12 protein-coding genes are annotated in these 14,325 nt (G+C 65.1%); 7 read left to right on the top strand and 5 right to left on the bottom strand.

What is annotated here, in order from left to right:
* The first annotated feature begins 62 nt into the window (after positions 1–62).
* The gene (locus Q0094_RS07260) at positions 63–338 is read left to right on the top strand and encodes a hypothetical protein (RefSeq protein WP_297617034.1); all 276 of its coding nucleotides are present in this window, start codon (positions 63–65) and stop codon (positions 336–338) included.
* A gap of 4 nt (positions 339–342) precedes the next feature.
* Here the strand turns inward: Q0094_RS07260 and Q0094_RS07255 are convergent, their stop codons facing one another.
* Positions 343–693 (bottom strand): helix-turn-helix domain-containing protein, encoded by a 351-nt coding sequence (locus Q0094_RS07255; RefSeq protein ID WP_297617031.1) that lies wholly within the window; start codon positions 691–693, stop codon positions 343–345.
* A 663-nt stretch (positions 694–1,356) separates the two neighbouring features.
* Between Q0094_RS07255 and Q0094_RS07250 the strand changes: the two genes are divergently transcribed.
* Positions 1,357–2,256 carry a hypothetical protein gene (locus tag Q0094_RS07250; protein WP_297617028.1) on the top strand — a complete coding sequence of 300 codons (900 nt, stop codon included), beginning with the start codon at positions 1,357–1,359 and terminating at the stop codon, positions 2,254–2,256.
* A 33-nt stretch (positions 2,257–2,289) separates the two neighbouring features.
* On the opposite strand, the gene Q0094_RS07245 is transcribed toward Q0094_RS07250, so the two are convergent.
* The 3 genes from Q0094_RS07245 to Q0094_RS07235 are packed head-to-tail and all read right to left on the bottom strand — an operon-like array spanning position 2,290 to position 5,716.
* Complete coding sequence (locus Q0094_RS07245; RefSeq protein WP_297617025.1) at positions 2,290–4,278, bottom strand: TRAP transporter permease; 1,989 nt, start codon at positions 4,276–4,278, stop codon at positions 2,290–2,292.
* Positions 4,279–4,283: 5 nt separating this feature from the next.
* Positions 4,284–4,706, bottom strand: coding sequence for a DUF1850 domain-containing protein (locus tag Q0094_RS07240; RefSeq protein WP_297617022.1), 423 nt, complete (start codon positions 4,704–4,706; stop codon positions 4,284–4,286).
* A gap of 47 nt (positions 4,707–4,753) precedes the next feature.
* On the bottom strand, positions 4,754–5,716 hold the full coding sequence (locus Q0094_RS07235) for a TAXI family TRAP transporter solute-binding subunit (RefSeq protein ID WP_297617019.1): 963 nt from the start codon (positions 5,714–5,716) through the stop codon (positions 4,754–4,756).
* A gap of 426 nt (positions 5,717–6,142) precedes the next feature.
* On the opposite strand from Q0094_RS07235, the gene Q0094_RS07230 reads away from it, so the two are divergent.
* Complete coding sequence (locus tag Q0094_RS07230) at positions 6,143–6,988, top strand: cobalamin-dependent protein (RefSeq protein WP_297617017.1); 846 nt, start codon at positions 6,143–6,145, stop codon at positions 6,986–6,988.
* 22 nt (positions 6,989–7,010) lie between these two features.
* Here the strand turns inward: Q0094_RS07230 and Q0094_RS07225 are convergent, their stop codons facing one another.
* Positions 7,011–7,598 carry a DUF1285 domain-containing protein gene (locus Q0094_RS07225; protein ID WP_297617175.1) on the bottom strand — a complete coding sequence of 196 codons (588 nt, stop codon included), beginning with the start codon at positions 7,596–7,598 and terminating at the stop codon, positions 7,011–7,013.
* An 88-nt stretch (positions 7,599–7,686) separates the two neighbouring features.
* On the opposite strand from Q0094_RS07225, the gene Q0094_RS07220 reads away from it, so the two are divergent.
* The 4 genes from Q0094_RS07220 to Q0094_RS07205 form a co-directional block, all read left to right on the top strand.
* A complete protein-coding gene (locus tag Q0094_RS07220) occupies positions 7,687–8,694 on the top strand; it encodes a MoxR family ATPase (protein ID WP_297617014.1) in 1,008 nt (335 codons plus the stop codon).
* Positions 8,691–9,584, top strand: coding sequence for a DUF58 domain-containing protein (locus Q0094_RS07215; RefSeq protein ID WP_297617011.1), 894 nt, complete (start codon positions 8,691–8,693; stop codon positions 9,582–9,584). The genes Q0094_RS07220 and Q0094_RS07215 overlap by 4 nt, the downstream gene beginning before the upstream one ends.
* Entirely contained in the window at positions 9,581–12,343 is a 2,763-nt protein-coding gene (locus Q0094_RS07210; protein WP_297617008.1) for a DUF4159 domain-containing protein, read from the top strand. The genes Q0094_RS07215 and Q0094_RS07210 overlap by 4 nt, the downstream gene beginning before the upstream one ends.
* Positions 12,344–12,345: 2 nt before the next feature.
* The coding region (locus Q0094_RS07205) for a hypothetical protein (RefSeq protein ID WP_297617005.1) at positions 12,346–14,325 on the top strand (1,980 nt) is incomplete at its 3' end.

Genomic DNA, 14,325 nt, shown 5'->3' with positions numbered 1-14,325 from the left:
AGTCTGAATTGGCCCCCCGGCGCTGAATGGCCGGGGCAACAGGATCGACAATGGACATGCATATGACATCTGCAACGACCGCACCGCATGTGGAACATCTGGCAAGCTCGCTCAAGCATCTGATTGATGAGATCATCCACATCTTTCCCGAAGGCGCCGACCACGAAGAAATCGAGATCCAGGGGCGCATCTGTCTGCGGCTGCTGGAACAGGCGCAAAGCGATGCGGCCCGGCTGTGCGATGCGGTCTTGTGCCCGCCCCTACCTGTCGATCGCAGAAACAAGACCGCCGCGAGCGATCATCGCGTCTGTGGTCTGTTGTCGATGCCTGAGCGGTGATGGCTTACGGCTCTTCGCTTTTGCGCAGCGCGGTGACGATCACCTCAAGATAGCGCAGCGTTTCCAAGGCCAGCCCGCGCAGCTCTTGCGCCGCTTTTGGGGTCATGCTCCAGCCGGTCACGGGGCGCCGTTCGATCCAGCCGCGTGCGGTCAGGTCGGCCAGCTTGCGCTGCACCGTCGCGCGCGGGATGCCCGTGGCCAGCGCGATCGAGGCGGTGTTGGTTGACCCCATGCGCGGCAGCCGGTCCAGCGTGTCGAACGCTGCATCCTGCCACGTTGTGCTATCCTCAGAGGCCAAGATCACGCACAAGATGAACATCGCATCCAGATCGCCCCCGAACTGCTGCCGCGCCATGTTGAGCAATCGCGCCGAACTTCTGAGGTAGGCAGGAAAAACCGTGCCAAACGCGCTTTGTATCAGGGTGCGTTGTTGTTTCTGACCGGGTTTGGCGACCATGTTGCGTCACGCGCTCCACATGACCGGGCCCAAGCGCCGGGATATGGCTTTGGGCCAGTCACGGCTGGTGTCCGGTTGCATCGATCGGCTCGCGCGGCGCGCCGTTGCGGTGCCGATACAAGGACAGTTCCGGATTGTCCCAGCCGGGCCCGCCCGTGTGTTGGTGTTCACTTACGCTCACCCTTTTGAATTGCAGGCTCTGTCATGCGGCGCAGGGCCGCCGGGTGGCGCCCAAAACGCAGCCAGTGGGTGTTGCCGGATCATCATTTGTTCAGTCTCAGGGCCGGGTTTCAACCGGGGCACGTGCCCAATTTGGGCGTTGACCGGCGGTGCCAAAGCCGCAGTCGGCACAAGCGCTGGCCCACGGCCCGGACGCAGTTGATCACGGCGCGATCAAGCCGGTCACGTCATCATGCCCAAACTGGGCACTTGGGTGTGTTGCACTCTTGCATGCACCTTGTGCAGGTGTGCGTCCTGTCGACAAACACAATCGCGGTGTTTGCTCCAGCCCGGCGGGATCGCGCCGATATCAGCCTTTTTTTATCGGCAAAGGTGAGCGCAGTGAGCATCGAACAACAGCAACGCATGACCTGGAGCATCGCCCGGTTGCTGCAGCAAGCCTATGGGCATCTGAAATTTCGCAAAAGCGTTCTGGTCGATCCGGTGCTGGACATCACGCTTGACAAGATCATCGCCGCACCCGGGGGCTTGGGCGCTTTTCTGGCCCGATGCGATGGTGTGCCCGGATGTGGCGATGCGCAGATCGACAATATCCATGCCGCATTGCTGACCGAAATTCGGCTTCAGGCGCATCTTGCTGCGGCAAGCGGTGACAACGCGCGGGCGCAAAGCCTTGCGGCGATCCTGGACCATGCGCATGCGACGGCCGAAGCCGCAACCAGCGAGATCACCGGTCAGTTTCTGCCGGGCGATGCCGCCGGGCTGGAGGATGTCAGTTGGCGCATGTGGCGTCAGGCACCGGCCGAGCGTTTTCATTACCTGCCCATCACCTTGCCCGACTGCGCCAAAAGCAGGGAACTGGTCGCGGCGGAACTTGGCACGGATGCGCCTGTGCCTCTTGATGCCAAAGGCTCGGCCCCTGGTGTTGATCTTGGACAGGCGACGCGCGGCGTGATCTTGATTGACGCTCAGGTGCTGGACGCCATGCGCGCCCGCTTGGGCCGCTATGCGGTCTTGAGCGATCGGGCGATCACCGCACAGATGGCACGGCTGTTGGATTTCCCGGCCAGATTGCCGCCGGGCATCGACGCCTTTGTCACCGATTTTGCGCGTGCGCGCCTGAGTGCTGCGGCGATCTTTGGGGGCCGTGCGATCTTGCCCGCGCCCGGTGGGTATGTGGTTCTGTTCAGCCCGCCGTGGTTGGCACAGATGGTCGCCCGTTGCGAGGCCGCCCGCCAAGATGCGCAACCCCTGACCGCGTATCTGGCCGCCCTCATCTAGGGGGATGGGCCAGCCGCGCGCCGGGACGTTTCGTCATACACTGTCCGGTCGCGCAAGATCGGCCTGACCGCGATTGCCCCACCAATTCAAGGCCAGCATGGCCACGATCAGCGCAACGCCACCCGCCTCGATCACGAAGCTTGGCCAGAACACCGCGATCACCCCCGGCACGATCAGCGCCCGCTGCCACAAGGCCATGGGGCGCCACAAATAGCCTTCGATGGCCGCCGCAAAACCCACCAGCGCGACGATGGCGATGGTCCCGCTCCAGATCAGCAAGGGCAGGGGGCCGCCAAGGATGATTTCCTCGTTGAACACCATGAACAGCGGGATCAGATACAACCCTTTGGCGTATTTCCACGCCTGAAAGCTGGTCTCCATCGGTTTCGATCCGGCGATGGCTGCTCCGGCAAATCCCGCAAGCGCAACGGGCGGGGTGACGTTGCTGTCTTGGGAATACCAAAACACCACAAGATGCGCGATCAACAGCGGCACGCCGAATTCCGAGGTCAGCGCCGGGCCAACCAGAATGATCAGCACGATATAGGCCGCCGTCACCGGCAAGCCCATTCCAAGGATCAGGCTTGCAATCAGCACCAAAAGCAGCGCCAGCACCAGATTGCCGCCCGAAAATGCCAGCATCATGGCCGAGAATTTCAGCCCCAGCCCCGTCAGCCCCACCACCCCGACGATGATGCCCGCCACGGCACAGGCCATGGAAACAGCCACCGCATTGCGCGCGCCCAGTTCCATCGCCCGCAGTGTCAGGGACAGGCCGCGCCGGCACAGCGCCACAAGGCCCGCGACCGTGGGTCCCGTGACGAAAAAGACCCACAATGCCTTGGCCGATGCAGCCGCGACCACCGAAAGGATGGCAAAGAACCCGACCCGCATCGGCGAATAGCCCGCAATCAGGAAATAGGTCAGTGCCACCAGCGGCAGCAAGAAATGCCAGCCTTCGGCCAGCACATGGCGCACGCTGGGAAGCTCAGCGGCGGGAATGCCGCTCATGCCTTGTTTCACGGCGGCGATGTGGACCAGAAGATAGACCGTTCCGAAATAGAGAATGGCCGGAAAGATCGACACCAAAACGATGTCGCCATAGGGCACGCGGGTAAACTCGCTCATCAGAAATGCGCCTGCGCCCATCAGGGGCGGCATGATCTGCCCGCCCGTGCTGGCGGCGGCCTCGATCCCGCCGGCCTGCGCCGGGCGATAGCCCAGCCGCTTCATCAGCGGGATGGTAAAGGCACCCGTCGTGACCACATTGGCGATGGCCGATCCGCTGATCGACCCCATTCCTGCGCTGGCGATGACGGCGGCCTTGGCGGGGCCGCCGCGCTGGCGGCCTGTGGCGGCATAGGCCAGATCGATGAAGAATTTGCCCGCGCCCGTCACCTCCAGAAAGGCGCCGAACAAGACGAAGACAAAGATAAAGGTCGCCGCTACCCCAAGCGGCAGCCCGAATATGCCTTCGGCCCCCAAGGTCATCTGGCTGGCGACCCGTTCCAGCGAATAGCCGCGATGGTTCATGATGCCGGGCATCCAATCGGCAAGAAACGGCATTTCGCCGCGCGCGCCAGAAAAGGCATAGGCGACAAAGGCGGCGCCGATGATCGTCATGCCAAGACCCACGGCGCGGCGTGCGCCCTCCAGCACGACCAGAATGGTCAGAACGCCCATCCAGACATCGATGTCGCGCGGAAAGACCTGATTGGCGATGATGTCGATGTTGATCGGCACCCAAGCGCCGACCACCACGCCGCACAAGATCAAGGTTGCGTCGATGATCCAGCCGGTGATGCCGCGTGGGTGCGCCGGCCCCCAGACGGGATAGATCAGGAAACACAAGACAAGGATAAAACCCAGATGGATCGGGCGCTGATAGAACAGGCCAAGCGGCTGGATACCCGCGGCGTAAAGATGAAACAGCGACAGCACGATGCCGACCACGGCGATCGCACGCAGCACGATCGGGGGCTGTGGGTGGCTTGCCATTGGCATGTCGGTATCGGTGGCCATCCGCATCAATCCCCTGTCAGTTCGATCCGCACCCGTTGCCGCGGCGCGCGCGCCGACAGCGAGACGATCTGTTCACCGACCCGAAGCCGGTGATCGACCGAAGCTTCGCCGGGGCGCAAGATATAGGCGTTGCCCGCAACCGCTTCGTTGATATCAAGGATCCAGTAGCCACCCTGCCCATCCGATACCTGCCGCCCACGGCCGGGAATATGGTCAAGACCGGCTGCGAAATCGGGCAGATGGGCGCGCACCAGCACCATCTGCCCGCCTCGGTTTTCATAGCAGTCCGACACCGGAAAGCCGCGCACCGAATGGTTCCACAAAACGCACCATCCCGATCCCTCCGGGACGGACAGGCGCGCGATCTCGGTGCCGTCCTCAAGCGAAGCAACCAGCGTTTCGGCCGTGACGACCTGCGATGTGGCCAACAGGTACAAGAGGAGGGCGATACACCGCCCCCCTCCGGCCTTGATGCTCACGGGCGCAGCGCGTCGGGGATGGTGGCGCCGATTTCCTCGTAGTAGCGGACGGCGCCAGGGTGCAGCGGGATCGGGGTCGCGAGCATGGTGAATTCGACCGAGGTCTCGTTGGCGGCCGGATGGACCGCGCGCAGCGCCTCGATCTGTTCGAACATCGCGCGGGTGATCGCATAGGCCAGATCATCGGACATGTCCGAGGATACGACCAGCACATTGGGCACGCCCAGAACGGCGGTATCGTTGGCAACGCCCTCATATGTGCCGCCCGGAAGGCTGGTCATCGCGAATACCGGGTCGACAGCTTGCGCGGCGGCCATTTCGGCTTCGGACAGGGCGATCAAGACGATGGTATTCGTCGTGGCAAGGTTCATGATCGACGAGGTCGGCGCGCCCACCGACCAGATGCCTGCATCGATGTCGCCATTGGCCAGCGCATCGGCGGTTTCGTTGAAATTCAGGCGCTGTTCGTCGATGTCATCATAGGTGATGCCGTTGGCGTTCAGGATCGCGGCCGCGTTCACCTCGGTGCCCGAACCGGGCGCGCCGATGGACACGCGTTTGCCGCGCAGATCCGCCAGCGCGGTGATCCCGCTGCCCTCCAGAGCCACGATATGCACCATATTGGCATAGGACACGGCCAGACCGCGCAGCATGGGCAGTGCTTGGCCTTCGAAGCGGCCGGTGCCGCCAAAAGCTTGCTGCACGGTATCTGCAAGCGCAAATGCAATGTCGGCATCGCCGGTGGCGATCAGACCCATATTCTCGACCGAGGCGCCGGTCACCTCTGCGGTGGCCGAATAGCCATCGACATGCGCGTTGATGATTTCCGCAAGCCCGCCCCCCATGGGATAGTAGACGCCGCCCGTGCCGCCGGTGGCGATCGACAGTTGCTCTTGTGCAAGAACGGGCGTTGCAGCCGCCAGCAGGGTGCTGGCTGCGATGGCCTTTAAGAGTTTCATGATAACCTCCCTGTGATGCTTATGGAGCGGATGATCTACGATATTTGGTGTCTTTCGCCAACCCGGCAATCCAAATTCCTATCGCAACCTTAGGGTTTCGCGCGGAGCGCGGCCCTGAGAGAGCAGGAAAGTTGCACGCCTGGCCGATCAAACGCGGTGGCTGCGCACCCATTTGTCACGGGGTGCTGTCCCTGCTGCCATCGCGATCAATCCGCGTTCCAGCCGCTTTGCGGGCGCTGCACACACCATGCGCGGTGGAACGAACGGGCGCTTGCCCGGCACGGCGTGCGATTGCCTGAGCGTAGAAAATGTAAATCTTGCTTGACAGTTTATTCTGTGTACAACTGGTGACAGGAAACACGCTGCGCCAGAGAAACAGGGCCGGTTCCGGGCTGAACCGGACATGAGTTGAAAAGAACGACCGCAATGACCAAGACGACCGAATTTCTTTCGCTGGTGGCGATTGACGACGCGTCCCGACAAGATGCCTTGGCCGATCTTGCCCGTGCCGCTTTGGTGCGCCTGTGCGCCCAGCTCGCGCCACGTGGGGTTCCACGCGATGCCCAGTCCGTTCTGGGCGATCCTTGCGCCGCAGCGATGGCTTTTGCCCTGTGCGACCCCGATGAGGACGCGGCGGGAATTCTTGTAGATGATCTTTTGGCGGCGGGTCTGTCGGTCGAGGATCTGTGCCGCGACCATCTTGCCCCTGCCGCCCGGCGGCTTGGCACGCTTTGGGATCACGATCGCCTGCCCTTCACCGAGGTGGCGATGGCCACCACCCGCATCCAATCCATCTTGCGCCGCATCCCGGCAGGCCGCGCCGTTGCGGGCCGCGGCACGCGACCGGGTGCGGTTTTCGCCGCTGTTCCCGGCGAAATGCACACGCTGGGCGTGATGATGGCGGCCGATCTGTTTCGCCGGGGCGGATGGGATGTCAGCTTGCTTGTGGGGTTGACGCATGATGAATTGCTGGCCCGCATCACCCGTGACGACAGGCCGGTGATCGGGTTGAGCTGCGCGGGCGATCACAGCTATCCGGCGCTGCGGCGGCTGCTGGCGGCCATCGGCAATGCCCGGCCCGATGCAACGGTCTTGTTGTCGGGGCACATCATCAACCGGCCCGACCGCATCGCGGGCCTGCCGGTTTCGGTTCTGACCGTCACCGATCTGGCCAGCGCCGAAGCACAAATGGCCCGCATGGACGCGCGCGCGTCAGCGCCCAAGGTCGGCCGCCCCGGCAACACACGCGGCCGAAGCAGCGCGGTCGCCTAAGACCATTTGCCGCCACCCGCGGTCAGGGCGCCAGCTCATCAAGGGGAAGAAACGGGAAAAACACGCCGCTCGACCAAAGCCCGAACCAGCCTTGTTCGGCCTCGGGGCCGGTTTGTCCCAGATCGACCAGCCGGTAAAAGCTTTTGCGGTCGATCAGCGCCTCGAGCCCGGCGCGGACATGCACATAGGGGCGCGGGGCGCCGCTGGCGTCGTGCTCTACCCGGATGGCGCAATCGGGGCCGGCCGGCACGCGGTCGCCCACATTTGTCACAAAGGTGACGATCTGTGACCGGCCCTTGCCTGTCACCTCGAGATCCTGTGCGACAAAGGGCGCATCCTCGACGCGGATGCCCACTTTTTCGGCGGGAGTGACCAGAAAATAGCGCGCGCCTTCGCGCTTGAGGATGGTGGAAAACAGCCGCACCAAAGCGGGCCGCCCGATGGGCGTACCTTCGTGGAACCATGTGCCGTCACGGCGGATTTCCATGTCGATATCGCCACAAAAGGGTGGGTTCCAAAGGTGGATGGGTGGCAAGCGCCCGGTCTTTTCTGCGGCCTTGGCCGCGCGGACAAGCTGGTCGGTGTTTGGTGTCTGAGCATCCGTCACGATCTTTTGTCCCGTTCGTGCTTTGCCATTTGGTCTGTGCGCAATAGGTCTGATAGCACGGGAATGCGTAATCACCCAGCGGAGCCTTGCCATGTCTGATCCTGACGCCCTTGTGTCCGAAATCGAAGCACTGGGCGCCAAGCTGGCGCAAGCCCGGCACGCCATCGCCACCCGCATCATCGGCCAGACCGAGGTGGTCGATCTTGCGCTGGGCGCGATGCTGTCGGGGGGGCATGCCTTGTTGATGGGGCTGCCGGGGCTGGGCAAGACGCTTTTGGTCGACACCCTGGCCACGGTGATGGGCCTGAGCGCAAACCGCGTGCAATTCACCCCCGATCTGATGCCCGCCGATATCCTTGGCTCCGAGGTGCTGGAGACGGGCGCCGATGGCGCACGCGCCTTTCGCTTTATCGAGGGGCCGGTGTTTTGCCAGCTGTTGATGGCCGATGAGATCAACCGCGCCAGCCCCCGCACGCAATCTGCGCTGCTGCAAGCGATGCAGGAGCGCGAGGTGACGGTGGCGGGCACCCATCGCGCCTTGCCGCGCCCCTTTCATGTGCTGGCCACCCAGAACCCGATCGAGCAGGAAGGCACCTATCCTTTGCCCGAGGCGCAGCTGGATCGCTTTCTGGTGCGCATCGATGTGGCCTATCCCGACCGCGCGACCGAGCGCGGTATTCTCTTGGCCACAACCGGCACGCATGAGGCGCGCGCGCCGGCCGTCTTTACCGCCGAGGCGCTGATCGCGGCCCAAGCCGTCGTGCGGCGGATGCCCGTGGGCGAAGGCGTGGTAGAGCTGATCCTTGATCTGGTCCGCGCCTGCCGCCCCGATGGGCAAGAGGCGCCCGAGATTGTACGCCGCACCGTTGCGTGGGGGCCCGGTCCACGGGCCGCGCAGGCCATGATGCTGGCCGTGCGCGCCCGCGCGCTGCTGGATGGGCGCCTTGCCCCTTCGGCCGAGGATGTGGCGGCACTGGCCCGCCCGGTCCTGAGCCACCGCATGGCGCTTGGGTATGGCGCACGCGCCGAAGGGGCGGTGCTGGAACAGGTCATCGATGAGGTCACGGCCAGTGTCAGCCGGAAGGGGCTGGCCGCTTGAGCGACCCGGCGCTGCATACGCCCCAGACGCTGCGCTCGCGGGCTGAAACGGTCGCGGCAGGCTTGCCTGCATTGATGGCCGATGCCCAGCATCTGGCGGCCACCGTGCTGCTTGGGGTGCATGGGCGCAAGCGTGCGGGCACGGGCGATGAATTCTGGCAATATCGCCCTGCCCAGCCCGGGGATGGCTATCGACAGATCGATTGGCGCCGGTCGGCCCTGTCGGATGGGCATTTCATCCGCCAGACCGAATGGCAGGCCGCGCAGGCGGTGATGATCGGGGTGGATGATGCGGCTGCAATGACGTTTTCGGGCGCCAGCACCCGCCCGCCCAAGCTGCGCCGCGCGCAAACCTTGGCGATGGCGCTGGCGATTGTCGCGGTGCGCGGCGGTGAGCGTGTCGGCCTGACCCATCTGAACGATCCGCCCCGCGGCGGGGCCACGCAACTGATGCGCATGGCGGCGGCCTTGATGGAACCCCATGAGCCCGGCGATTACGGCGCCCCCCGCCCTCAGATCATGCCCTTGGGCAGTCGCGCGGTGTTCTTTTCGGATTTCCTTGGCGATGCCTCGGCGATCGAGACGGCGGTGGGCCGCGCCGCCGACCGCGAGGTCAAGGGCGCCCTGGTGCAGATCCTTGACCCCGACGAAGAGGTCTTTCCCTTTGAAGGGCGCACGGTGTTTGAATCGATGACCGGCGCGATCCGCTTTGAAACCCTCAAGGCACGCAGCCTGCGCGACGCCTATCTTGACCGGCTGGCCGCGCGAAAGGCACATCTGCAAGACATCTGCCGGCGCATTGGATGGCGCTATCATCTGCACCATACCGACCAGCCCGCCGAGCCGACGTTGTTGTGGCTTTATCGCGCCCTGGAACGGGTGCGGTCATGATCGCGGGGCTTGCCTTTGCGATGCCGCTTTTGCTTAGCGCGCTGATCGCGCTGCCGGTCTTGTGGTGGATTTTGCGCGCAGTGCCCCCCGCCCCCATTCGGCGGCGGTTTCCGGGTGTGGCGTTGTTGTTGGGCCTGAAAGACGACGACAGCCAGACCGACAAGACACCGTGGTGGCTGTTGGTGTTGCGCATGGCCGCACTGGCGGCGGCGATCATCGGTTTTTCCGGCCCGATCCTGAACCCACAGGCCGAGCGGGCTGGCACGGGCCCGCTTTTGATCGTGATGGACAGCTCTTGGGCCGCGGCGCGCGACTGGTCGGCCCAGTTGGATCGCACGGCCCTGTTGCTGGATGAGGCATCGCGCGCGGGCCGCCCCGTGGCGCTGGTGCAGTTGACCGATCTGCCGGTGGGCGATCCGACGGTGCAGGCGGCCAATGCCTGGGCCGCGCGCCTGCCTTTGCTGATGCCTGCGCCGTTTGCGCCCGATATGCTGGCTGCTGCGCGCTGGGCTGGGGGTTTGTCGGCCCCGGTCGAGACATGGTGGATTGCCGATGGGCTGGATCATCCGGGGCGGGCGGATCTGACGGATGCGCTGATGGCCTTGGGCCCGGTGTCGGTGTTCGAGGGCGCGCGCGATCTGGTGGCGCTCAGGCCGCCGCGGTTCGAGGATGGGGTGGTGCGCGCGGATCTGATCCGGCTGGGCGATGCACCGCTTGCGGTGGATGTCATCGCCCATGGGCTGGATCCGGCGGGTATCGCCCGCGATCTGGCCCGTGTGCCCGTGCGCTTTGAGGCCGGCGCGACGTTGGCCGAGGCGGAATTCGACCTGCCCCCGGAACTCCGCAACCGGATCACCCGGTTCGAGATCGCGGGGCTGAGTGGCGCCGGGGGCGTGGCGCTGACCGATGATGCACTGCAACGCCGCAAGGTGGCGCTGATTTCCGGGGGGGCCGCTGATGAGCAACAATCCCTTTTGTCGCCGCTCCATTACCTGCGTCAGGCTTTGGCGCCGAGCGCTGATCTGATCGAAGGCGCCTTGGGCGATATGCTGATGGCAAGCCCGGATGTCATCATCCTGGTCGATATCGCCACGCTCGCCCCCGAGGAGGAGGCGGCGCTGATCGCATGGGTCGCGCGCGGCGGGCTTTTGGTGCGTTTTGCGGGGCCGCGGTTGGCCGCGTCCGATGTCGCGCGCGATGCGGCGGGCCCCCTGATGCCGGTGCGGTTGCGCGCGGGCGGGCGGTCGGTGGGCGGCGCGATGAGTTGGGGGGAACCCAAGGCGCTCAGCCCTTTTGCCGACACCTCGCCCTTTTTCGGTCTGGCGATCCCCGCCGATGTCACCGTCACCGCTCAGGTGATGGCCCAGCCCGATCCCGAGCTTGCCGCCCGCAGCATCGCAACCCTCAGTGATGGCACGCCGTTGGTCACGCGCCTTGCGCAAGGGCAAGGGTCGGTCGTCTTGTTCCATGTGACGGCCAATGCGGATTGGTCGACGCTGCCGCTGTCGGGGCTGTTTGTGCAGATGCTGGAACGGCTGGCGATCTCGACCCGGCCCGCTGCCACGCCCGCGGCGGTCGATCTGGTCGGCACGCTGTGGTCCCCGCAACAGGTGCTGGACGGTTTTGGGCATCTGCGCGATGCGGGCAACCGGCCCGGGGTCGACGGGGCCGATCTGGCCGCCGCACCCCTGTCGGCCGATCTGTTGCCGGGGCTCTACGCCGCCGATGATCGCCGCATCGCCCGCAATGTGATCGGCGCCGAGACGGTGCTGGTGCCTGCGGATTGGCCGGCCCTTGTGCCGGTCGAGGGGTTGGAGGTGATCGCGCCGACCGAGTTGATGGCCGGGTTTCTCAGCGCTGCGCTGATCTTGCTTCTGGTGGATGCGCTGGCGGCGCTTTGGCTGGCCGGGCGGCTGTCGGGGCTGGTGCGGGGTGCCGGGGTGCTGGTGGTGGCGCTGGCCCTTCCGCAAGGCGGGCAGGCACAGGCCGTCTTGAGCCCCGCGGACGAATTGGCCCTGCTGGCCACATCCGATGTGCGGCTGGCCTATGTCATCACCGGCGACGTCACGCTTGACGAGATGTCGCGCGCGGGTCTTCAGGGGCTGTCGAACACGCTTTATCAGCGCACATCGGTCGAGCCGGGCGCACCCATGGGCGTGACCCTTGAAACCGATGAGCTGAGCTTTTTTCCGCTGCTTTACTGGCCCATCGCGCCCGACCAGCCCTTGCCCTCGGCCGCGGCCTATCGGCGGTTGAACGATTATCTGCGCTCGGGTGGCATGATCATCTTTGACACGCGCGACGCCCATCTGGGCGGTCTTGGGTCCGGCACCCCCGAAGGACGGCGTTTGCGCGCCTTGGCTGCGGCGCTTGACATTCCGCCGCTGGAACCCATCCCGCCCGATCACGTGCTGACCCGCACCTTTTATCTGCTGCAAGATTTTCCCGGTCGCCATCCGGGCCGTGATATCTGGGTCGAAGCCGCCCCCGCCGACGCCGAACAGGTCGAGGGGATGCCGTTTCGCAACCTCAACGATGGGGTGACCCCGGTTCTGATCGGCGGCAACGATTGGGCCGCGGCATGGGCGCAAGATGCGGCCGGCCGGCCATCCTATCCGGTGGGTCGCGGCGCAACCGGCGACCGCCAGCGCGAGATCGCGCTCCGGTTCGGGGTCAACCTTGTGATGCATGTGCTGTCGGGCAACTACAAATCCGATCAGGTGCATGTGCCCGCACTTCTGGATCGGTTGGGGCAATAGCCATGGCACAGACGATCTTGTTCGATCCGCTTTTGCCGCTTTGGATGATCTGGGCGCTGGGGGGCGCAAGCGTGCTGATCGTGGCGCTGGCGATCTGGCGGGGCTTGTCGGGCTGGCCCTTTCGGTTGGCGGGGGCGGTCGCGGTGCTGGCCGCGCTTTCCAACCCGTCGCTGCAATCCGAACAGCGCGAGCCGCTGTCCGACATCGTGCTGGTCGTGGTCGATCAATCCGCCAGCCAGCGCATTTCCGACCGCGCCCAGCAGACCGAGGCGGCCCTGGCCGCGCTTGAGGCCGACATCGCGGCGCTGGGCATGGAGATGCGTCTGGCGCGCGTGGGCGATGACCCCGACAATGGTGGCACGCTGGCGATGACGGCGCTGTCGCGCCTGTTGGCCGAAGAACCCCGCGCGCGCGTGGCGGGGGCCATCATCGTCACCGATGGGCAGTTGCACGATGCCCAGATTGTGCCCGATCTGCCCGCGCCGCTGCATGCGTTGCTGACCGGGCGCGCCACCGATTGGGACCGCCGCCTTGTGATCGAAACCGCCCCCGCCTTTGGCATCATCGGCGAGGAATTGTTGATCACCCTCAGGATCGACGATCAAGGTGCTGTGCCCGCCGATCTTGCCGGCCGGGCCGGGATTGCCATCGCCATCGACGGTGCCCCCGCCCAAAGCTTTGTTGTGCCCACAAACGAGACGCTGCGCTTGCCCCTGACGCTGGATCAGGCGGGCCGCAACGTGGTGCAGTTCATCATCGACGGGGCGCCGGGCGAATTGACCGACCGCAACAACGCCGCCGTGGTGCAGATCAACGGCATCCGCGACCGGCTGTCGGTTCTACTGGTTTCGGGCGAACCGCATCCGGGCCAGCGCACATGGCGCAACCTGTTGAAATCCGACCCCTCTGTCGATCTGGTGCATTTCACCATTCTGCGCCCGCCCGACAAGCAAGATGGCGTGCCCGTGACCGAGCTGAGCCTGATTGCCTTTCCCACGCGGGAATTGTTCATGGACTCGGTCGATGACTTCGACCTGATCATCTTTGACCGCTACCGCCGGCGCGGCATCTTGCCCCTGAGCTATTTCGACAACATCCGCCGCTATGTCGAAGACGGTGGCGCGCTGCTGGTGGCGGCGGGGCCCGATTATGCCTCGGCCGCGTCGCTCTATCGCTCGCCTTTGGCGGATATCTTGCCGGGAATGCCCACCGCGCGGGTGATCGAGGCGCCCTTTGTGCCCAGGATTTCGGAACTGGGCCAACGACACCCGGTCACGGCGGGGCTGCAAGAGGCGCATCAACCCTTGCCAGACAGCGACCAGCCCTGGGGCCGCTGGATGCGCCAGATCGAAGTGACGGTACAATCGGGCCAGACGGTGATGACCGGCGATGGCGATGCGCCGCTGTTGATACTGGACCGGGTGGGCGAGGGGCGCGTGGCGCTTTTGGCCTCGGACCATGCATGGCTATGGGATCGCGGCTATGAAGGCGGCGGCCCCCAGCTTGAGATGCTGCGCCGTTTGGCGCATTGGATGATGGGCGAGCCCGAGCTGGAGGAAGAGGCGCTGGTCGCACAGACCGATGGCCAGACGATCCGCGTGACACGGCGCACCTTGGGCGATGCCGTGGGCCCGCTCAGCGTGACCGAGCCCGATGGCACAGTGACACAGATGGCGTTGGTGCAAACCGCGCCCGGTCGCTTTACCGCCGAAATCATGGATGCGGAACAAGGGCTTTATCGGCTGGCCGAGGGGGCATTCGACAGCGTGATCGCCCTGGGCCCCGCCGCCCCGCGTGAATTCGAGGACACCATCGCCTCAGGCCTGCGGCTGGAGCCGCTGAGCGAGGGCCTTGGGGGGGCGGTGATGCGGCTCGAAGACGGGATGCCCGATCTGCGGCGCGTGGCCGAAGGGCGTAACGCAGCAGGTCGCGGCTGGATCGGCCTGACGACGCGCGCGGCCTATCTGACCACCGATGTGACG

The sequence above is a fragment of the uncultured Roseicyclus sp. genome (genome assembly GCF_937892565.1).
In the GTDB taxonomy this organism is placed as follows: domain Bacteria; phylum Pseudomonadota; class Alphaproteobacteria; order Rhodobacterales; family Rhodobacteraceae; genus Roseicyclus.
The sequence above is the reverse complement of the archived record's forward strand: the minus strand, read 5'-3'. Positions and strand labels throughout refer to the sequence as shown.